This window comes from Halosimplex rarum, from assembly GCF_047715405.1.
In the GTDB taxonomy this organism is placed as follows: domain Archaea; phylum Halobacteriota; class Halobacteria; order Halobacteriales; family Haloarculaceae; genus Halosimplex; species Halosimplex rarum.
In genome coordinates this window covers 2,901,363-2,921,405 of sequence record NZ_CP180412.1, presented here as the reverse complement: position 1 = coordinate 2,921,405, position 20,043 = coordinate 2,901,363, and the positions used below count along the sequence as shown (strand labels likewise).

Below are 20,043 nucleotides of genomic sequence, written 5' to 3'. Positions count from 1 at the left end.
CCTCCCCGCCTCGTTCGACCTCGACCCTACGCTTCGTCCGACCCGTGGCCGTGCGACCGGCGAGTGCGTCGAAGGAGGGCGCTCCCGCCGAGCGCGGCGAGCGCGACGCCCGCCCCGAACCCGTGGCCGTCGTCCGCCGTCGTCCCCGCGGCGCCGTCCCCGACCGCCGGCGCCTGCGTGACTGATTCGGTTTCGGTGGTGCTCGCTGTGGCAGTCGGCGAGGGCGACGCCGTCGCGGTCGGAGACGGTGTCGGCGATGGCGTGGCCGTCGCGGTCGTCGTCTCCCCCGTCGTCACGCCCGTTGTCGCCGTGGGGACGGGGTCGCCCCCGAGTTGCAGGGCGAGGGCGTCCGTCGCCGTCCGTCCGCCTTCCACGTTGGCGTTCCCGAACACCACCAATCCGTCGTCGTCGGTCCCGAGCGCGGTGGTCGCCTGGCTCCCGTTCGCGAACTGCTGGACCGCGGACCACTGGCGCGCGAGTTCGCCGTCGATACCGGCCGCCCAGACGCTGGTGGGGTCGGTCGCCGTCGGCCGTCCGACGCCCACCAGCGCGTACCCTCCTTCGAAGGGCCGGATCCCCTGGAACTGTCCGACGTCCATCTCCGCCGGTCGCGTCTGCAACTGTCCCTGCCGCTCGCCGCTCCCGTCGACCGAGAGGACCCAGCCGTACTGCTCCCGCCCCAGCCGATCCCGGGACGTCCCGCCCGCGGCCAGGCATCCCGAATCGGTCGCGTGCACGTCGTAGAAGAAGTTCAGCCGGTGGTCGGTCTCCTCGGTCGACTCGCGATAGGTCGACGACCACTGCTGGTTCCCCTCGTCGTCGACTTCGAACAGCCACCCGACGAACGGCGGTTGTTCGTTCTCCGTCGGCTCGGCCCGCGTCCCTCCGCCGACGACGTACCCCTCGTCCGTGGTCGACGCGACGCTCGCGACGAAGTTGGTGTGGCGCGGCCCGTACGTCCGGCTCCACTGCCGCTCGGCCGCGCCGTCGACCGCGAAGATCCATCCGGAGACGTCGGGAAGGGAGTCGCCGCGAGCGAGTCCGATGGCGACGAACCGCCCCGAACCCGCGGGCACGAGCGAGGCGACGTTGCCGCCCTGCCGCGGCGATTCGACCGTCCGCTGCCACTGGATCTCGCGGTCGGCGTCCAGCTTGACGAACAGCGGTTCCTGGCTCTGGCTCGGCTGACCGCGGTACCCGCCCAGGAGGAGGCCGCCGTCGTCAGTCTCGACGACCGCGTTGAACCCCGCGACGTCGTCGGTGTCGACCCGCCGCTGCCAGCGGCGGCGGCCGCGCTCGTCGATGGCGAACGCCCACGGCGCGACGCTGTCGGTCCCCTCCCCGGACTGACCGACGACGACGTAGTTCCCGTCGGCCGTCCGGAGCGCGCCCTGGACGGCGTCCGCGGTGGCGCCGTCGTAAGTGTTCGACCACCGGAGCGGTGGGGGGTCCGTCGCGGACTCGTGGGCGTCGGCCGCTCCGACGCCGGCCGCGACCGCCGACCCCGCGAACAGCGCACCCCCCGATGCGAGCAGACTCCGTCGCGACAGATCGCGCGTCATACTGTCATCGTTGTGTCGGGCCGTAGATAAACGGGGCCGTTTCCCGGGGGTCGGACTGCGTGCTCATTCATTGTCCACCGTCGGGACCGCCGAGGGCCGACCGGGAACGAGGGCTTTAGGTCGCTCGCCACTGAACCGCCGTCCATGAGCTACGCGACGAAGTTCACGCTCGGTACGATCGGCATCGCCGCCGCCCTGGCAATCGCGCTCGTCCTCGTCTTCCTCTCGTAGGGGGGCGACCGGGAGCGCGCGGTTCTCCGGTCGGGGTCACTCCTCGTCGGTCGGCTCCCGTCGCCACCGAGAGAGCAGCGTCCCGCCGCATAGCGCCGCCAGCGCGCCACTGACGCCGAACCCCGGGCCGTCACCGGCGGTCGTGTCGGGGCCCGCGGCGGCCTCGTCCGCCTCGGTCGGCGTCCGGGTCGAGGGCTGCGCGCCAGACTCGGTGGGCGCCGACGACTGCGTGGCCGTGGGTGTCGGTGACGGCGTTCGCGTCGGTGTAGGCGTCGGCGTCGGGGACGGCGTGGGCGTCTCGACTGGGTCGCCGCCGAGTTTCGCGACGAACGGGTCGGTCCACCCGTCTACGGTGTCGTGGTTGCCAGTAAGCGCGACGCCTCCGTCGCTCGTCGCGACCGCGTCGCGGACGATGGCGGGCCGCCCGAGCGGGTCGAGCGCCTCCCAGTTATTCGAGAGCGAGGCGTCGACGCAACGGACCCAGGGTATCTCGACTAGCCGTTCCTCGCTCCGGTAGGTCGATCCCACGAGCGCGTACCCGTCGCCGTACGGGACGGCAGCGACGAACTCGCCGCCGCCATCCGTCCCGGGGCGGTCGAGGGCGGTGTACAGCCGTTGGCCGTCCGAGTCGACGGTGACCGCCCAGCCGCGAGCCGCCGCGTCGTCGGCGCTCGGGGCGAGATCGCCGACGAGCAGGTACCCCGATTCCGTCTCGACCACGTCGGTGAAGCGGTGATACTCGCTCTGGCCGCCCCCCGAGCGCTGCCGATACCGCTCTGACCACTGCGGGTCGCCCGTCGGTCCGATCTTCGCCGCCCAGCCGTCCTGTCGGTCGAAGTCCCACTGTTCGCCTCGCATCGCGTTCCCGTAGACGAGATAGCCGTCTCCCGTGGGTTCGATGCCGGTCGCGAACGTGGCGAAGAACCCGGCGAGTCGCCGCTCCCATCGGGTCTCCCCCTCGGCGTCGACGGCCGCGGCCCACGTGTTCGGGTTGTCGATGTCGAGGGAGTAGCCGACGAAGACCGCGCCGCCGGTCGGGTCGGCGGCGAGGTCGGTCACCTGAAACAGTTCGAACGGCGGTTCGAAGGCTCTGCGCCACGCCGTCCCGCCGTCCCCGTTCGTCCCGACGAGCGTCGGTTCCGTGGTCGCGTCGTCGGCGTCGGGCTCCTCCGTGTGTCTCCCGAGGAAGACCCGACCGCCCTCCGCGAGCGGCGCGGACGCCTGCGTCAGGAACTGCCCGTCGACGTCGACTCGCGTCTGCGAACGGAGCGATCCGTCGGTGGCGTCGACCGTGGCCGCCCACGGATCGACCGATTCGTACACGACCCCGCTGTACCCGTCGACGGTGAGCTGCCCCTCCGCGGTGCCGATCCCGATCAGTTTGTCCATGTTGTCGTTGTCGACGGTCTCGTGCCAGCGGACTGGCGGGACCTCGTCCTGGCCCCGTCCGTCGGTCCCGGCCGTCACCGTTCCGGACCCGATTCCCGTCGCGATACCCCCCGACAGCGCGGCGCCCGCCGACAGCAGGACGCCCCGCCGCGAAACGTCGTCCACCATACATCGGAGCGTGGCCCCGCCTTCACTGATAAACCCTCGCGCCGAAATCCCCGGGCGGCGAGCGGTCGCGGTCGAGACGGGAAGGCGGTCCGGACCGGTGGGGTTTACTCCGGACGACCCCTCTCGACGGATATGACTCCCTCGCCGAACAGCGACCTCGCCGCGGTCGAGCGCGACGCACGCGCGGTCACAACGCTCGCAGGGGCCGACTGATGTTCAGCGAACGCGATCTGTCGGCCGCCCTGGAAGCCGTGCGAGACGAGCACGCGCCCGGCGCGGTCGTCCTCGATTGCGCCAGAGACTTCGAGACGCTCCCCTCCGCGCAGGCCGAGGACCTCGCCCTGCTCACCGACTCGTTCGAACCCCGGTCGTACCCGGAGGAGTGGCTTCCCGCCGACACCCCCGAGATACTCCGGCGCTACGCGAGCGACGACCTGACCGTCGGTGCGCCCGGGGACGGCGGCGTCGCCTGGACGCACCAGACCCAGCCGCCGGTGGTCCTCGTCAAACCCCGGCTGGAGGGGTCGCCGGACGCCTTCGTCGACCTCCTCGTCGCGGAAGCGCTCGTCGAGGTCGGCCTCGACGTGCCCGAACACTTCCTGGGCTTCTTCGGCGAGCGCTACCGCGACCTCGCGACGGCGGTCGAGGGGCGCCTCGACCCCACCGGGACCTACCAGCTCGCGGCCGCGCTCTACGACGCCTATCTGGGCCTGCACACCCGCGAAATCTTCGCCGACTGGGAGGAAACGCATCCGGACCTGTTCGACGCGTGGGTCGACGCCGGTGAGCGCCTCGAACCCCGCCTGGCCGACCTCTCGGCCGACCTCGCGCGCGGCCGGACCGACTTCGGTGACGCCGCGGAACTGGCCTGCGCCGCCGTCAAACACACTGTGGATCGAAGCTCCACGAGCCCTCACTCGCAAACTCGCGCGGGCGGAACGGAACTACCGACGCCGTTCGGCGCGCTCGATACCGAGGCCTACCGTGAATACGGCGCCGAATACGCCGTCCAGTGGGCCGAGAAAACGTTCGAGCGACTCGACTGACCGGCCGCGTGCGGACCGTTCACACGACCGCCATTTCGACTGGAACTCCCGTTCGACGCCCGTGAGCGGCCGATCGCAGTACACGACGCGTATGACGACCGTCTGACGCCGCGAGTGAAAGTGGAAGTATGCTGCAGAAATCCCATCACGTGAGCGGGGTTCGACTCGAAACGGAGGGGTTCGGCCGAGAACGGGCCATAGCGGCCCGTTCAGTGGAAACCAAGGGGTTGCGAACTGGTGTCGAAACGGAGGGTCCCTCGCACGTATCGGCCGCGGTCTGGGCTCGTCGCGACGCGCCGGCGGGTCGGTGAGCGCCGACGGGCGAGAGTCGGACCGTTCGGAGACGCCGGTGACGGAGCAGTGGGGGAGCGCTCTCAGTCGCCGGCGGACTTCATGCCGGTGTCTTCGAGGTCGGCGCCGCCGACCGACGAACGCAGGGCGTCCATGCCGTCGTCGCGGTCGATCCCGAAGTTGTTCTGGTAGAGTTCCTCGACTCGCTCCATCTCGGCGTCGGAGAGCGCGGGGGTGTCCGGGGCCGCGGCCCACTCGTCGATGTCGTCGGTCGTCCGGAAGGTGGGCGTGACCGACGCAACCTCGTCGTGGCCCAGCAGCCACTGGATCGACGCCTGGCCCATCGTGCGCGTGCCTTCGGCGTGGTCCGGATCCTCGAGGAATCGAAGCGCCTCGACCTTCTCCCAGCCCGTCTCGTACCACTCGTCGGGCCGGTGGGCGCGGTGGTCGCCTTCGCCGAGTTCGGTCTCGGGGGTGACCTGCTCGTTCAGGAGTCCAGAGGAGTGGGGAACTCGGGGGATGACGCTCGTGTCTGCGTCGAGTTGGCGGATCGTCTCGATGGCGTGACGGCCCGGCACCTGCTCGAAGACGTTGAACACGAGCTGGACGGCGTCGAAGCCCTCCTCGACGGCCATCTCGGCCTCGGCGAGCCAGCCGATCGAGGGACCGAGCGCCCAGCCGACGGAGTCGACGCGGCCCGAGTCCTGCAATTGGTCGAGGACTTCGAGCACGTCGGTGCCGATCTCGCCGACGTTGACGTTGTGGAGCATCAGGTGGTCGACGTACTCCATGTCCAGTCTGTCGAGCGAGCGGTCGAGCGCCGTCTCGATCCAGTCGGGGTCGACCCGCTTGGGGAGTTCGCCGTGGCCGGCCTGGGGGTTGTTGTAGAAGTCGTATCCCACCTTCGTGGAGACGGTGACCTCGTCGCGGAACTCGCCGAGGGCCTCGCCGACGAGTTCCTCGCTGTCGCCGTGGCCGTACACGTCGCCCGTGTCGAAGTAGGTGATTCCCTGATCGATCGCGTGGTGCAGCATGTCGACGGCCTGATCGCGCGTGCGGTCGCCCCACCAGTCGGTGCCGACGACCCACGCGCCGAAGCCGACTTCGCTGACCTCGACGCCCGAAGAACCGAGTTCGCGGTGGTCCATGTCCGCGAATTGGGAGTCGGTTCACTTAGCCGCCGCGGTTGCGCGCGGGCCTCGGTGCGTCGGCTCGCCGGGGTCGACTCAGTCGCTGGCGGTCCGGGGCTGGACGGCCGACTCGCTGGGGCGGTAGTAGGTCGCCCCGGATTCGTCGGCACCCGCCGACTCGATGTGACCGCTCGCTTCGAGTCGGTCGAGGTGCGGTTCCAGCGCGTCGTACGTGACGGTCACGTCGGCGTCGTAGGCGAGTCGTCGACGGATCGCGGTCGTGTCCGCGGTGGACTGCTCGTCGAGGAACTCGAGTATCTCGCGCTGGATCGCGTACAGCTCTGTCATTACCAGGAACGTGGATGGCCGTCCACATAAGCCCCCTCTGAGTCGGGTCCGAGTAAAGAATCGATCGCACCCTCCAACCGCGCTCGTGCCGTCGCTCAGTCCCCGTCGTCGGCGTCTCTGTGGAGTAACCCGCCGAGTCCGGCCAGGCCGGCCAGCGCGGCGCCGACGCCGAAGCCCGGCCCGCCGTCGCTCGTGGTCGCCCCGGACGGCTCGTCGGTGCCGTCGGCCGGCTCGTTGTCGCCGGTCGTCGCCGTCTCGGTGGACCGGTCGGTCGTCTCGGACGGCTCCTCGTCCGTCGAGGCGGCGGTCGTCTCCGTCGGTTCGGTCGTCGGTTCGTCTGTCGTCGTCTCGTCGGTCGCCGTCTCGTCGGTCGCCGTGCCGTCGCCGGTCTCGTCGCCCATCGCCGCGGCGAGTGCGGACTCGCTGCCGACGACCGGGAGGTCGACGGCGCTGTCGGCCAGCGAGAGCTCCACCGACCGGTTCCCGGGCGGGTGGAGCGTGAACTCGCGGTCGCTCGCGTAGACGACCACGCCGATCCGCGACCCCGACTCGAAGACGTGGTCGGTCGCCTGCAACGGGAACTCGACGTTCACCTGTTCGTCGGGACCCAGCGGCTCGGATTCGCGCAGCGACTCGCGGTAGGCCAGCGGCGCGTCGTACTCGCCGTAGCTCGGGCGGTTGAGCGGGTCGGCCCAGCCGCGGGTGACGATCTCGGCCCCCGAGTCGGTGTACTCCACGAGCGCCGCGCTGACGACTGTCGGCTCGTCGAACGACAGCGACAGCGAGGGGACGACCCGGCCGCTGACGTGGACCGACTCCGACAGCGGCGGCGTCTCGTAGCGCAACCGGTGGTCGGACTCGGCGGCCTCGACGAGGTCCGATGCGAGAACCGAGGGGTCGTCGACGAGCGACTCCGTCCCCGTCTCGGACTCGTCCATCGTCACGGAGCCAGATGTCGCACCTCCCGGGCCGAACCGGACGGTCGTCGGTTCGGCGCCCGGGACGGGCCACTCCTCGTAGGTCTCCGGCGAGTCCTCGGCAGGCGACGGGCCGCCGCGGACGACCGTCACCGGGTCCTCGTCCATGACGCCGTTGTCGACGTCTTTGAGCCAGTGCGCCCACCAGCGGTCGAGCAGGGCTTCCCAGGCTCGGCCCCTGGGCGAGGTGTGCCCGCCCTCGTGCAGCCAGAGTTTCAGCGGCACGTCGCGCTCGCCGAGCGTCTCGTACCAGTCCGCGACGTTGTTCGGCTTGACGATTGGGTCGTCGACCGCGTGAGTCAGCAGGACGGCGCACTCGACCGAATCGGCGTCGGTGAGGAACGTCCGCTCGTGCCAGAAGTCGTTGTAGTCGCCGGTCTCGTGGTCCTGGCCGTCTTCGACGATCCCGGTCCAGCGCTCGCAGTCGGGCCGCTGGGCGTTGCTGGCCTGCACCCACGTCCCCAGGTCGGTCATCCCCGGGCTCCCGTCCGGGACGACGGAGATCGGCGTCCCGTTCGCGCGAAACAGCCCGTACTGGCCGATGTTGGCGGCCTGGGGAACGACGGCTTCGAGCCCGTCGACGCCGGTCGTGGCCAGGCCGTTCGCGAGTTCGCCGAGCGCCGACGCGCCGATCATCCCCGTCCGGCCGTTCGTCCAGTCGGCGGTGACAGCCTCCCCGCCGGTCGGCGCGTCGTACGCCGTCGCGCGGTCGTTGAACCAGTCGACGACCGATTCGAGCGCCTCGATCGTCGGCGGCCCCGCGGCGGTGTAACAGCCCGTCGACCTGGCCGTCCCGAGCGAGGAGATGCGCGCGATCGCGTACCCCTGCTGGAGATACCGCCGTTCGAAGGCGTCCGCGCGCCCCGTCGCGTCGCCGACCGAGTGCCGCCGGTTCTCACTCACGCCGGCCGCCGCTCGGGCCTCGCTCGCGCCGGCGGTGGTCCCCTCGGCTCCGTCGCCCCCCGCGCTCGCGGACGGTCCGATCGCCCGGTCGTAGTACATCTCCTCGGTCGCGTCGCTGTGGGTCTGTTCGCCGTAGTACGGGCTCGCGACCGCGAGTACCGGCAGCTGGTCCCCTTCGTCGGTCGATTCCGGCCGCGACACCCTGACGTGGATCCGGTCGGACTCGTCGTCCTCATCCGTGTCGACGTCGGTCTCCACCCAGGCCTCGTCCCGGACCGCCGCGACCCCGTCGGTATCGCGTGCGTCCCCGACCGCGCCGTCGACCCTGACCGGCGCTGCGACCGACCGGCCGGCGAACGCGCTCGCGCCGATAGTCGTCGCGGTCACCGACGCGAGCATCTGCCGCCGAGAGACGGCTTCCACGTCCGTCGATCCGGTGTGAGCCCCGGCGTCCACCTCGTTGTCCTCGTTCGACATACGTCGGGGTACCGACGGTCGACCTATCGCCGTTTCGGAAGGTCAAACCCGTTTTTATGTAACGGTCCGTCCACCGTCGTCGCGGTCAGCCGCTCGGGTGCGGGCGACCCGCTGACGGCTACTCCGTGTCGGGTTCGGGGCCGCCGGTCGCCGCGTCGCCGTCGGCGGTATCCGCGGTCTCGTCGTCGACATCCGCGGTCCCGGGGCCGTCACTGTCGGCGTCCGCGGCCGCATCGCTTCGGTGGTCCGCGCGCTCGGAGCGGCGCAGCGTCGGTCGCGCGACGGCGGCTCGCCAGCGGAGCGCGCCTTCGCGCAGCCGCACCCACCACGCCAGCGCGGTGGCGCCGGCGACGAACGCGACGAGGGTGACGAGGCCGCCCTCCGGGCCGAACGATCCGCCGGTCACCAGTTCGGGGCCGGACTGCTCGACGGCGACGACCGTCGCAGGGGTCGTGAACCCGCTGACGGGGAAGCCGAACACGGAGGCGATCGAGAAGTTCCAGGTGACGTGGACGCCGACGGCGACGGCGATGCGCTCTGTCAGGAGGTAGCTCGCGGCAAACAGGCCGCCGAACAGCGCGATGTTCGCCACTGCGAGCGGCGTCACGTTCGGGTTCATCCCGTGCCCGACGGCGAACGCGAGACTGGAGACCGCGGTGGCCCCCGCGAGCGCGCCGCGCCGGCCGACGCCGAGCCAGCCGTCGAGCCCCTCGGCGACGTTCGTCAGGAGGTAGCCGCGAAAGAGGAGTTCCTCGAAGAGGCCGACGCCGACGAAGAACGCGAACGTGAGCGCCAGCGCGAGGGCGACAGGAACGCCCGGCCCGACGGCCAGCGAGGGGTCGGCCCGGGAGACGAGCGTGCCGGTCACCCGCAGGAACCCGGCCGCGAGTTCGAGCGCGAACACGAGCGCCGGGAGGGCGACGCCGAGCGCGAGGCCGAACGCCAGGTCCGCCCACCAGTCGCGCGAGCGTCCCAGTCCCAGGTCGACGAGGCGACGGCGGTCGATCAGCCACGCGGCCGCGAGGATCCCGCCGACGAAACCCGCCATCTCGAGCGTTCGCGCCGCGACGGTGACGAGCGCGACGACGGTCGGGGGTGCCGTGCTCGGTGCCAGCGCCACCAGTCCCGACGCGAGGGCGACGCCGGCGATCCCGCCGACGAGAAGCAGGACTGCGGCGAGACCGAGCCGCCAGATCGCCCGCGGCCGGTCCTCGTCGTCGTTCCAGAGGAGGCCGCGCAGAGTGCGAGCAGCAGCCATAGTTCCCCGATCGGTTCTGCGTGGCATAAGCGCCGGGGACGCGGGCGGCCGACGGTCGGACGGGTGCTCCCCGCCGCGGACGGCGGTTGTCCGGTACAGAAACCCCTATTGTCGGCCGGACCGATCGACGGGTATGACAAAGCGCCACGTCTCGCTCCCTCCCGGTGGCGAGGAAGGCATCCACGCGTTCATCGAGGAAGTCGACGAGCGCCTCCGCGGCGACGAGGACACCTGCGACGTGGTCGAGGACGTGCTGGTCGACCTGTTCGGCGACCGGGTGGCCTACGAGCGCTGGCAGTCCGGCGAGTCGGTCTCACCCGCCGAGCGCGTCCGCCTCCAGGGGTACGACCCCTGTAACGTCACGCTGGAGAGCGAGTACTACGCCGAGGTCGAAGGGATGGCCGACGGGGAGTTCGAGCGCACGAAGTACCTCCAGTGGCTCTGGCGGCAGTTCGACGCCACCCCGATGGCCGACAACGTCGAGTTCGCGCTGCGCTTTCGCCGCATGCTCGCCGACCACCTCTTCGCCGAGTGCGGAGACGACTGCCGCTTCTTCAAGGGTATCTCGTTCACCTACGGGCACAACATCTCCGTCGGCGACAACGTCGTCATCCACGACGACGTCCACCTCGACGACCGCGGGAAACTGACCATCGGCGACCGCGTCTCCGTCTCCGACGACGCCCACGTCTACAGCCACGACCACGACGTCAACGACCAGACCGCGGTCGACAACTACCACACCGTCATCGAAGACGACGCCCGCGTCACCTACGACTCGATGGTCCGCGCGGGCGTCCGCCTCGGGGAGAACTCCGTGTTGGCCGCCAAGTCGATCGCCGGCAAAGACGTGCCCGCCCACCACATCGCCGCGGGCACGCCGGCCAGGAGCATCGCCGTCAAGGACGGCTGGGAGCCCGTCGCCGACGACCTGGAGGACGCCAACGTCGACCGCCGCGAGTCGCGGAAACTCGACTACGACCTGCCCGAGAACCTGAACGTCTTCGACGAGTTCGGCCGCGACCGCCAGCCGCCGGGCGCCTGATTGCCGAATCTGCAACTGCCGAGCGTCTGACCACCGGCCGCGGACCGGACGAACGCCGCTTCTCTCACAGGCGCAACAGCGTCACGTCGCCGTTCGTCGACCGGAGTTCGAGCGTGTGCTCGGCGCTCCCGTCGTCTCCGCCGTCGCCGCTCCCGTCGAGTCGGCCCTCGATCCGGCGCTCCGTCGATTCGTCGACCGTCAGCGAGACGCCGGACACCTCGGCGTCGCCGTTGCTCGTCCGGAGGCTGACTGCCGCGCGCAGGTCCTCCGGCACGGCCGCCGTCACGTCGCCGTTGCTCGACCGGCAGGTCACGTCGCCGCGGAGGGCGGGAACGTCGACGGTCACGTCGCCGTTCGACGTCTGCGCCCCGTCGAGGCCGCCGACCTCGCTCGCGGACACGTCGCCGTTCGTCGATTCGACGGCGACGAAGCCGTCGACCGACTCGACGTCGACGTCGCCGTTGCTCGACCGGTACGTCCCGTCGCCGGTGACGCCGTCGGCGCTCACGTCGCCGTTCTCCGAGGCGACCTCGGCGACGGGGAGCCCCTCGGGGATGGCGAGGTCGAGCGAGACGGTGACGTTCACGCGGGGATTCGGGCGCTGGGGGGCGATCGTCAGCGTGCCGTCTTCGACGCGACCCTCGACGGTCACCCGGTCGAGGGCGTCCTCGCCGGAGCGGGATTCTTTCCGGATCGTCCCGGAGACGGCGTCGCCGTCGCTGGCAGTGAGGGACACGTCGCCGGAGTCGGTCTGGACGACCAGTTCCTCCGCGTCGCCGGAGTCGAACGAGCGGTCGACGGTTTCCGTGTACGGCTCCATCGAGATGACGCAGCCGGCGAGACCGAACGCGGCCGCGAGGCCGCCGCCCGCGCGGAGGAATCGGCGACGAGACGGCCGCTGGGTGGGTGGGGAGACCATTCGCCCGGAGTGACACGAGAGGCGCGCAAAAACGTGACGGTCGCACCGGCGCCGGCGGGCCGCACCCGCCGGCCAAACACCCAAGTGTCGTGGCAACGTATAGCACGATATGGAACCCTGGGGTTGGATACTCGTCTACCTCGTCGGGTTCACCCTCTTCCAGCTGCTGCTGGTGCGGTACTTCTCGGACGACCGGACGCTGGGTGGCGTCTCGCTGGAGTCGAACGAGGCCTCGCCACCGCAGTCCGGCGATCCCGGTCGCTCTGTCGGAGACCCGGGCCGTCCGCTCGGGAGCGACGAGGTCGACGAGGGGGACGACGGGGACGGTGAGACCGACGGCGTCCACTGCCCGCACTGCGGCGCGCCGAACGCCGACGAATCGACCTACACCTACTGCCGGAAGTGCCTCGCCCAGCTCCGCTGAGCGCGCTCGGCGCGGCCACTGCGGGCGACCGGTCGCCTATTGGAACGATTATCAGCCGTGAAAAATAGGGGATAAAGGTCTATACACGGACCGGGCATTCCTCTGTATGCGCGTCTCAAGCGGCGTCCCTGGGTTCGACGAGATCGTCCAGGGCGGCCTCCTGAAAGACAGGCTCTACGTGGTGAGTGGCCCTCCGGGCAGCGGGAAGACGACCTTCTCCTCGCAGTTCATCACGCAGGGCGCCAAGGCGGGGGAGAACTGCCTCTACGTGACGATGCACGAGACCAAAGAGGAGCTCATGCAGGACATGTCGGGGTACGACTTCGGCTTCGACCAGGTGATGGCCTCCGGGAAGATACAGTTCCTCAACCTGATGACCGACAGCGGCAAGCGGACCATCACCCAGTTCGGGACCGAGGGCGGGCTCACGAACCGGATCGTCGCCTTCCTCGAACAGCAGGACATCGACAGGGCGGTCATCGACTCGACGATGCTCCTCCAGCACTTCTTCAACGACGTCTCCGACGAGATCACGGGCTTCCTCTCGGCGCTGAAACAGACCGGCACGACGGTCGTCCTCATCTCGGAGATGACCGACCCCTCCTCGTACGCCGACGAGCACTACCTCGCTCACGGGGTCATCTTCTTCCACAACTACCTGGAGTCGGGCGGGATGACCCGCGGCGTGCAGGTGATCAAGATGCGCGGGACCGCCATCGACTGCGACATCCGCGCGATCGACTTCTCGGACAGGGGTTTGCGGGTGATGCCGGACACAAAGGTCGAGGCCTGACCCATGGGACTGTACGACGAGAAGTACGGCACGTCGTGGTCGGCGCTCGACCAGGACGAGGCGACCGAGCGGGCCTACGCCCTGGGGGTCGCCGAGTCCTTCGGGGAGTACGACCGCGAGGAGTTCGAGGCCGTCCACGACGAGATGGACACCGCCTACGCCAAGAGCATGGTCGAGCTGGCGTTCCGCGAGGGGAAAAACGAGGGCCGCGAGGCCGCTCCCACCGGCGACGCCGACGAGGAGGCGGTGTGGGACGAGCTCGTCGAAGGTGAGGTCGTCACGGTCGACGAGGACGAGTTGCCGACCGGTGGCCGCGACGGTCTGCCCGAGGCGGTCGACAAGTTCGGCGGTATCGAGAAGCCCGACCCCGACGAGATCGACGCCACCGACCGCCCCGACTTCCTCGACAAGTAGGTGGCCGACACCGATCGGGGCAACGTCTGGACGGACCGCAACCGGCTTGCCGTCTCGGTGACATACGGATGTATGGTCGCCGCGGATCTCCACGTCCACACGACGAACTCCGACGGAACCTTTCGCTGCGACGAGGTCGCGCCCGCGGCGCGAGCCGCCGGTCTCGACGCCGTCGCTATCACCGACCACGACCGACTCCACCCCGATCTCGACGCCCCGGTCCTCGAACGCGACGGCGTCACGCTGATCCACGGGATCGAACTCCGCGTCGAGACCGGCGACCAGCGCGTCGACATCCTGGGGTACGGCGTGCGGCCGACCGACGCGCTCGTCACCGAGATCGACCGGCTCCAGCGCGACCGCGTCACCCGCGGCCGGGCCATCGTCGAGTGCATCGAGGACCGCCTTGGCGTCGACCTCGGGATCGATCCCGGGCCGGGACTGGGTCGGCCCGACATCGCCCGGGCCGTCGTCGCCAGCGACGCCGACTACGACGCGATCCCGGAGGTCTTCGACGACCTCATCGGCGACGGCGACCCCTGTTACGTCGCCCGGGACGTCCCCTCGTTCGAGCGCGGTCGCGAGTTGCTGGCCGAGGCGTGCGACGTCGTCGGACTGGCCCATCCGCTGCGCTACCCCGACCCCGAAGCGGCGCTCGAACTGGCGCCGCGGCTCGACGCCCTCGAAGTCGTCTACCCGTACGGCGCCCGCGGACACACGCAATCGACCGGATCCCTCGACGAGGCCGACGTCCGGGAAGTCGCCGACCGCAACGACTGTTTAGCCACCGGAGGGAGCGACGCGCACGACCGTTCTCTCGGGGAAGCCGGCCTCTCCGCCCCGGAGTACGGCCGCGTCGCCGCCGCGCTCGGCATCGCTCCGTGAGCGCCGCGGTCCCGTTCGTTCCTTCGTGGGAACGGACAGGTGCGCCACGGCGTCAGACGCGCGGCGTCCGGTGTCGCAGGGTTCAATGCCCCTCGGGTCCAAGGTCGGGTATGCAGTGTCACTACTGCGACCGCGAGGCCGAGATCGCGGTCGAGAAAGACGGCGTCAAGGTCGGGGTCTGCAAGACGCACTTCCGCGAGCAGATGGAAGAGATCGCTGACTCGGACTGGCTCGACGGCATCGAAGAGGACCTGGACATCGACCGCGCCGAGTGACGCCCCGCTCGGTCCCCTCCGTGTCCCCGCGAGACTTTACTGACTCGCCGCGCTACCTCTCCGTATGAAACGCGTCTCCCGCGAGGACTGCGAGCGCCGGATGGGACCGGCTACGGACAAGCGCGCCCTCTCGGCCGCCCTCGACGCCGAGGAACTGGCCCTCAACTACTACGAACTCGAACCGGGCGATAGCTTCGGGTTCGGCTACCACCGCCACCCCGAACAGGAGGAGGTCTTCTACGTCGTCGAGGGGACCGCCACGTTCGAGACCGAGGACGGCGACGTGGCGGTCTCGGCGGGCGAGGCCGTCCGCTTCGCTCCCGGCGAGTGGCAGCTCGGGCGGAACGCTGGCGACGAGCGCTGCGTCGCGCTCGCGATGGGGGCGCCCCTCGACGCCCGCCGGACCGAGATGCTCCGGGAGTGCCCCGACTGCAGCGGCCGCACCGAGAACACGGTGGAGATGGCCGACGACCGCGATGCGCTGGTGACGCGCTGTACGGACTGCGGGACAGAGACCGGTCGCTTCACCTGAACTGTCGAGCGCCAGTCGAACGCCGACAGTCCCGACAGCGGTCGCGGCGGACTATCGTCGCCGGCCGCGTACCGACTCGACCGTCTCGGAGACCGCCTCGGCCATTCCGTTCGCCTGGGGACGCTCGTCGGGACCGATTTCGCCGTTCTGCACGTCGAGGGCGACGAAGTACGACGCGAGATTCAGGAGCCGATAGCCGTCACGTCGCCGCTCGAAGCCGTCGGGGAGCGGCCGGACGGACTCGTAGCCGGCGCGAAACGTCGAGAGAGTGTGTCGCGGGGAGGCGGCGTCGGGCCGACCGAAGAGTGGGATCGCCGTCCGCCAGAAGTCGTACTCCCCCGGTGCGACCAGCGCGTGCTCGAAGTCGACGAGCGCGGCGAGGTCGGCGGGGCCGCCGCTCGCGTCCGCCGTGAACCCGATGTGGTCGGGCAGGACGTTCCCGTGGCAGAGCACTGGGTCGCCGGCGCCGGCGAACAGGCCGGGGTAGTCCTCGACCAGGGCTCGCACCGCTTGGACGGGGTCGACCCACTCGGTATCGGCCAGGTAGGCAGCGACCTCGTCGAGGCGTTCCCGGACGACGGCGACCCAGCGATCACGCGCGTCGACCCTCAGCGGGTCGCCGTCGCCGCCACCGGCTCGGGGGAATCCCGGTCTGACGAACGCCCCGGCCGTCGCGTCGTGCAGGCGGGCGAGGACGGTTCCCAAAGCACGAGCGTAGGAGGCGCCGATCTCGTCCGGATCGGGGGCTTCGTCTTCCCCCGGAACTCCGTCGAGCCACGAGGCGACGAAGTAGCCGTCGCCGGCGGCGAGCACGCTCGGAACGGGCAGGTCGGTGTGGCGGTCGACGTGGTCGATGACTGCGGCCTCGGTCCCGGGGTCAGCGGTGTCGCCGCGGGCGACCTTGCAGACGGCCCGTCGACCGTCGACGCGGACCTCGCAGACGGCGTGGGGAGGGACGTCGTGGAGCTGTTCGCGGATCTCGTAGCGCTCGAAGTTCGCGGCGAGCGCGTCGGATACGTCCTGTGTCATGGATCTCGCCGCATGACGGGCGGCGACCGGCCGGAGCGGTGCCGCGGCTCCGGCCAGGGAAGAAGACGACTACCGCTGGGACGCTCTCGGACAAAAACGTTGCGCCGCCGGACGGGTGCAGTCACCCGAAGGGAGCGGTGACGCGTCCAGTCAGGCGAAGCGCTCGACCGCGTGGTAGAAGGCGAGTCCGGCCACGGCGGGCCCGAGCGTGACGACGAGCGCGAGCGCCAGCCACGCGACCGCCGCGGCGCCGCCCGAGAGGAAGAGGACGTTGTCGCGACCGAGCCCGCCCGGCGCGACGAAGAGCACGGCGCTCAGAACCATCGCCACCGGCCAGCCCAGCGTCGCGTACTCGAGGGCCTCGTCGGGGCCGAGCAGCGTCCACCGGTCGAGCAGTTGCCGACCGATGAGGAGCGGGAATCCCGCCAGCACGAGCGCCGCCGCGACGACCAGCAGCGCGAACGTGAGGCCGACGACCGGGTCGACGAACAGCGCCAGCGCGGTGGCGACGGCGGCGAGGAGCCCGACCGACCCAGCCGCGACGGTCCCGAACGCCATCCCGAACGAGTCGCGGCGCTTCGAGAGCCCCCACGCGACGAGCGCGACGACCGGCGACGCGAGGGCGAAGCCGAAGTAGACGAACACCGCCAGCAGCCCGACGTACCCGTTTGCCATCGCCGGGTGGTCGCGGTGTTCCCCTATAAGTCCCCGGGAGGGAGGCCGCGATGACGGTTGCTGACCGTCATCGCGCCGACTCCTGCACGCCGATCACTCGAAGGCCGCGATGCCGGTCAGGTCCTCCCCGAGGATCAGCGTGTGGATATCGTCGGTCCCCTCGTAGGTGTAGACGGTCTCGACGTTCGCGAGGTGGCGCATTGGCGAGTAGTCGGTCGTGATGCCGTTGCCACCGAGCATCTCGCGGGCGGTCCGGGCCACGTCGCGCCAGGCAGCGACGTTGTTGCGCTTGGCCATCGACACCTGCTGGGGCCGCAGGTCGCCGCGCTCCTTCAGATCGGCGAGGCGGTAGGCCAGCAGCTGCGCGGTCGTGATCTCGGTCGCCATCTCCGCGAGCTTGCCCTGCTGGAGCTGGAATCGAGCGATGGGACCACCGAACTGCTCGCGGTCTGTCGCGTACTCGCGGGCCACCTCGAAGCAGTCCCGTGCCGCGCCGACGGCGCCCCACGCGATGCCGAAGCGAGCCTGCGTGAGGCACGAGAGCGGCCCCTTCATCCCCGAGACTTCGGGGAGGACGTTCTCCGCGGGGACGTAGCAGTCCGAGAGCGATATCTCGCCGGTCACCGACGCGCGCATCGAGAGCTTCCCGTCGATGTGGTTCGTCTCGATCCCGTCGCGGTCGGTCTCGACGAGGAAGCCGCGGACGGGAACCCCGTCCGCGGAGCGGTCTCTCGCCCACACGAGCGCCACGTCGGCGATGGGGGCGTTCGTTATCCACGTCTTCGAGCCGTTCAGGACGTAGCCCTCGCCGTCGTCGGCCCGCTCGGCGCGGGTCTCCATCGCGCTCGGGTTCGAGCCGTGGTCGGGTTCCGTGAGGCCGAAACAGCCGACCGCGGAGCCGTCGGCGAGGTCCGGGAGCCAGCGCTCTTTCTGGTCCGCTGACCCGAACGCGTGGATCGGGTACATCACCAGCGCGCCCTGGACCGACGCCATCGAGCGGATCCCCGAGTCGCCGGCCTCCAGCTCCTGCATCAGGAGGCCGTAGGCGCGCTCGCCGACGTTCGCCGTCGACTCGTGGTCGAGGTTGGGCGCGTAGAACCCGAGATCGCCCATCTCGGTGATCAGGTCCTCGGGAAACGTGCCGGCCTCGAAGTGGTCGCCGATGTCCGGCCGCACCTCCTCGTCGACGAACTCGCGGGCCGTGTCACGGATGAGCCGCTCCTCGTCGGTCAGATCCGCTTCGATATCCACGTAATCGAGCATAGTGGACGTTAGGCGGGTTCCGTGAAAAACACTCGCTGGGATCAGCCGGCGTCCTGCTCGGCGCTCGCTCGGTAGCCGACTTCGTACTGCAGTTCGACGATGCCGCTGTCGTACGCGGTGGTCTCCCGTCGCTCCAGGTGTTTCCGTACGCCGCCGTCTCCGAACAGTCGGATACCGTCGCCGAGGAGCACCGGGACGAGGTTCAACCGGAGGCGATCGATCTGGTCCGTGCGGAGGAACGACTGCGCGAGTTGCGCGCCGCCGACTACCCACGTGTGGTCGTACTCTCCCCTGAGTCGTTCCGCGAGGTCGCCCACGTCGCCGGCGAACAGTTCGACCGCGTCGTTCGCGCGCGGCAGGTCTCGACTGGTGACGACGTACGTCGGCTTCTGACTGTAGGGCCAGTCGCCGAAGTCCAGCACCTGTTCGTACGTCGTCGCTCCCATCACGAGACAATCGACGCTCGCGATGAACTCGTCGTAACTCCCCGCTTCCTCCCCGTCGCGGCCGCCCCGTTCGAACTCGTCGAGCCACGCGACGCTCCCGTCTTCCGCGGCGATGAACCCGTCCACGCTCGCCGCGACGTACAGTGTGATTCGGCCGTCGCTCATGATGGTGTCTTCGTCCGCAGGGTAGTAGCGCCCTTCGCCGAGGGCGTCGCGACCGAGAGAGCCACGCCGCTCAGTCGTCGGCGGCGAGGGCGTCCTCGCCAGCGGCGTCGTCGATGCTCGCCGCGTTCGCTCCGTGGACGTCGATCTCGCTGACGAAGTCGACGAAGTTGTCGAAGACCTGCTTGGCCTCGCAGGCGGCGTCGAAGTTTTCGGGGGTGATCCCGTCGAGGACGGACTGGATCCGTTCCTCGGGAAGGTCCTTGCCTTTCGTCACCTCTTCGGCGGTCTGCATGTCGTACTCGGGGTGGAACTGGACGCCGAAGACGCGCTCTTTGCGGAAGCCGTGGACGCCGTAGTCGTTGGTCGCGAGGCGCTCGGCGCCCGGCGGGAGCTCGACGACGGCGTCCGAGTGGGTCGTGAAGACCGTGAACTCGTCGTCGAGGCCGTCGAGCAGTCGGGAGTCGCCGGTCCGCTCGACGGTCCGGTAGCCGATCTCGTACTCGTCCATCGACTCGACCGTCCCGCCGAGCACGTCGCCGAGCAGCTGGTGGCCGTAACACACGCCCAGACAGGGGAGTCCGCGGTCGATCGCCGCCTCGACCCACTCCTTCGTGGGTTCGATCCACTCTTCGTCCCAGTACACGGAGGCGCGAGAGCCCGTGACGACGACGCCGTCGAAGTCGTACGTCTCCGGGAGGTCGCCGCCGGGGAGGTGAAACTCCGTCAGGTCGGCGGCCAGTTCCCGGCGGAAGTTCCGCCGGTTGCCCTCGGCCTCGTGGGCTGCGTTCAACAGGGCGATGCGCGGCCGTGTCATCGTCAGAGACGACGTACTCGCCGAGTAAAAGGCTGTCCACCGGGGCAGTACTACGGCCCGTGCGAACGGGCGCCGTGGTCGTCGTCGTCCCCACCGCTGTCGCCGTCTGCGCGTCCGTCGGAACTCTCGCCACCCAGCGAACGGACGAGCAACACCGCTGCGATGCCCCCGTACACCGCAGCTACGCCGAGGAGCCACAGCGGTCGGCCGATCAGGAACCACGGGACGGCGACGCCGTACCCGAGGCCGAGCAAGGCACCCGAGACTGTCCGGAGGGCGTTCGAGCCGCGGCGGTCGGTGAACGTCGTGGCCGCCCAGTCGACCAGCGCGGGCGCCGGTCCGCAGACGACCAGCCAGGGCCACACTGCGGGGACTGTCGCGGTCAAGGCGAGCGCGGCGCCGACGAGTATCCCTGGGTAGACGCCGCTACAACGCGCGCAGAGATGGACGTTCCGACCGCGGAGCGAGAGCGAGTGACAGCGATAGTACTCGCTCGGCTCGTGATGGGAGAAGAGGTACCGGCGGGTGCGTGCGAGGCCGGTTCGGAATTCGGCGCGTCGGCGGGAACGACGACGTGGCACCTG

At 70.1% G+C, this 20,043-nt stretch carries 21 protein-coding genes; 8 read left to right on the top strand and 13 right to left on the bottom strand.

What is annotated here, in order from left to right; genetic code table 11:
* Window positions 1-26: 26 nt before the first annotated feature.
* Both ACMGFH_RS14005 and ACMGFH_RS14000 read right to left on the bottom strand, forming a co-directional pair.
* The gene (locus tag ACMGFH_RS14005) at window positions 27-1,562 is read right to left on the bottom strand and encodes a PGF-CTERM sorting domain-containing protein (protein ID WP_415379062.1); all 1,536 of its coding nucleotides are present in this window, start codon (window positions 1,560-1,562) and stop codon (window positions 27-29) included.
* A 267-nt stretch (window positions 1,563-1,829) separates the two neighbouring features.
* Window positions 1,830-3,350 (bottom strand): PGF-CTERM sorting domain-containing protein, encoded by a 1,521-nt coding sequence (locus tag ACMGFH_RS14000; protein WP_415379061.1) that lies wholly within the window; start codon window positions 3,348-3,350, stop codon window positions 1,830-1,832.
* 212 nt (window positions 3,351-3,562) lie between these two features.
* On the opposite strand from ACMGFH_RS14000, the gene ACMGFH_RS13995 reads away from it, so the two are divergent.
* The gene (locus tag ACMGFH_RS13995; protein ID WP_415379060.1) at window positions 3,563-4,396 is read left to right on the top strand and encodes a hypothetical protein; all 834 of its coding nucleotides are present in this window, start codon (window positions 3,563-3,565) and stop codon (window positions 4,394-4,396) included.
* 374 nt (window positions 4,397-4,770) lie between these two features.
* Here the strand turns inward: ACMGFH_RS13995 and ACMGFH_RS13990 are convergent, their stop codons facing one another.
* The 4 genes from ACMGFH_RS13990 to ACMGFH_RS13975 all read right to left on the bottom strand — a co-directional run bounded on the left by ACMGFH_RS13990 (window position 4,771) and on the right by ACMGFH_RS13975 (window position 9,780).
* Window positions 4,771-5,835: an aldo/keto reductase gene (locus ACMGFH_RS13990; RefSeq protein ID WP_415379059.1), complete on the bottom strand. Its 1,065-nt coding sequence runs from the start codon at window positions 5,833-5,835 to the stop codon at window positions 4,771-4,773.
* A gap of 78 nt (window positions 5,836-5,913) precedes the next feature.
* Window positions 5,914-6,165, bottom strand: coding sequence for a hypothetical protein (locus ACMGFH_RS13985; protein WP_415379058.1), 252 nt, complete (start codon window positions 6,163-6,165; stop codon window positions 5,914-5,916).
* Window positions 6,166-6,260: 95 nt separating this feature from the next.
* Window positions 6,261-8,522, bottom strand: a complete 2,262-nt coding sequence (locus ACMGFH_RS13980; RefSeq protein WP_415379057.1) for a CocE/NonD family hydrolase — start codon at window positions 8,520-8,522, stop codon at window positions 6,261-6,263.
* A gap of 118 nt (window positions 8,523-8,640) precedes the next feature.
* The gene (locus ACMGFH_RS13975) at window positions 8,641-9,780 is read right to left on the bottom strand and encodes a lysostaphin resistance A-like protein (RefSeq protein WP_415379056.1); all 1,140 of its coding nucleotides are present in this window, start codon (window positions 9,778-9,780) and stop codon (window positions 8,641-8,643) included.
* A gap of 133 nt (window positions 9,781-9,913) precedes the next feature.
* Here ACMGFH_RS13975 and ACMGFH_RS13970 point away from each other — a divergent pair, with 133 nt between their 5' ends.
* Window positions 9,914-10,825: an acyltransferase gene (locus ACMGFH_RS13970; RefSeq protein ID WP_415379055.1), complete on the top strand. Its 912-nt coding sequence runs from the start codon at window positions 9,914-9,916 to the stop codon at window positions 10,823-10,825.
* Window positions 10,826-10,889: 64 nt separating this feature from the next.
* Here ACMGFH_RS13970 and ACMGFH_RS13965 read toward each other — a convergent pair whose 3' ends face one another.
* On the bottom strand, window positions 10,890-11,744 hold the full coding sequence (locus ACMGFH_RS13965) for a DUF4097 family beta strand repeat-containing protein (protein ID WP_415379054.1): 855 nt from the start codon (window positions 11,742-11,744) through the stop codon (window positions 10,890-10,892).
* 109 nt (window positions 11,745-11,853) lie between these two features.
* Here ACMGFH_RS13965 and ACMGFH_RS13960 point away from each other — a divergent pair, with 109 nt between their 5' ends.
* From ACMGFH_RS13960 to ACMGFH_RS13935, 6 genes are all read left to right on the top strand, one after another.
* Window positions 11,854-12,168: a hypothetical protein gene (locus ACMGFH_RS13960; protein WP_415379053.1), complete on the top strand. Its 315-nt coding sequence runs from the start codon at window positions 11,854-11,856 to the stop codon at window positions 12,166-12,168.
* Between the two features lie 106 nt (window positions 12,169-12,274).
* Window positions 12,275-12,961, top strand: a complete 687-nt coding sequence (locus ACMGFH_RS13955) for an RAD55 family ATPase (RefSeq protein ID WP_415379052.1) — start codon at window positions 12,275-12,277, stop codon at window positions 12,959-12,961.
* Window positions 12,962-12,964: 3 nt separating this feature from the next.
* Window positions 12,965-13,375, top strand: coding sequence for a hypothetical protein (locus tag ACMGFH_RS13950; protein WP_415379051.1), 411 nt, complete (start codon window positions 12,965-12,967; stop codon window positions 13,373-13,375).
* Window positions 13,376-13,447: 72 nt separating this feature from the next.
* The gene (locus ACMGFH_RS13945; RefSeq protein ID WP_415379050.1) at window positions 13,448-14,260 is read left to right on the top strand and encodes a PHP domain-containing protein; all 813 of its coding nucleotides are present in this window, start codon (window positions 13,448-13,450) and stop codon (window positions 14,258-14,260) included.
* 110 nt (window positions 14,261-14,370) lie between these two features.
* Complete coding sequence (locus tag ACMGFH_RS13940; protein ID WP_006882760.1) at window positions 14,371-14,535, top strand: DUF6757 family protein; 165 nt, start codon at window positions 14,371-14,373, stop codon at window positions 14,533-14,535.
* Between the two features lie 64 nt (window positions 14,536-14,599).
* A complete protein-coding gene (locus ACMGFH_RS13935) occupies window positions 14,600-15,067 on the top strand; it encodes a cupin domain-containing protein (protein WP_415379049.1) in 468 nt (155 codons plus the stop codon).
* A gap of 51 nt (window positions 15,068-15,118) precedes the next feature.
* On the opposite strand, the gene ACMGFH_RS13930 is transcribed toward ACMGFH_RS13935, so the two are convergent.
* The 6 genes from ACMGFH_RS13930 to ACMGFH_RS13905 all read right to left on the bottom strand — a co-directional run bounded on the left by ACMGFH_RS13930 (window position 15,119) and on the right by ACMGFH_RS13905 (window position 20,040).
* The gene (locus ACMGFH_RS13930) at window positions 15,119-16,096 is read right to left on the bottom strand and encodes a phosphotransferase (protein WP_415379048.1); all 978 of its coding nucleotides are present in this window, start codon (window positions 16,094-16,096) and stop codon (window positions 15,119-15,121) included.
* Between the two features lie 150 nt (window positions 16,097-16,246).
* Complete coding sequence (locus ACMGFH_RS13925; RefSeq protein WP_415379047.1) at window positions 16,247-16,771, bottom strand: hypothetical protein; 525 nt, start codon at window positions 16,769-16,771, stop codon at window positions 16,247-16,249.
* 93 nt (window positions 16,772-16,864) lie between these two features.
* Entirely contained in the window at window positions 16,865-18,034 is a 1,170-nt protein-coding gene (locus ACMGFH_RS13920; protein ID WP_415379046.1) for an acyl-CoA dehydrogenase family protein, read from the bottom strand.
* Between the two features lie 41 nt (window positions 18,035-18,075).
* Window positions 18,076-18,645, bottom strand: a complete 570-nt coding sequence (locus tag ACMGFH_RS13915; protein WP_415379045.1) for a dihydrofolate reductase family protein — start codon at window positions 18,643-18,645, stop codon at window positions 18,076-18,078.
* 70 nt (window positions 18,646-18,715) lie between these two features.
* A complete protein-coding gene (locus ACMGFH_RS13910) occupies window positions 18,716-19,459 on the bottom strand; it encodes a type 1 glutamine amidotransferase (RefSeq protein ID WP_415379044.1) in 744 nt (247 codons plus the stop codon).
* Window positions 19,460-19,509: 50 nt separating this feature from the next.
* The gene (locus tag ACMGFH_RS13905; protein WP_415379043.1) at window positions 19,510-20,040 is read right to left on the bottom strand and encodes a DUF2085 domain-containing protein; all 531 of its coding nucleotides are present in this window, start codon (window positions 20,038-20,040) and stop codon (window positions 19,510-19,512) included.
* Between the last annotated feature and the right edge of the window lie 3 nt (window positions 20,041-20,043).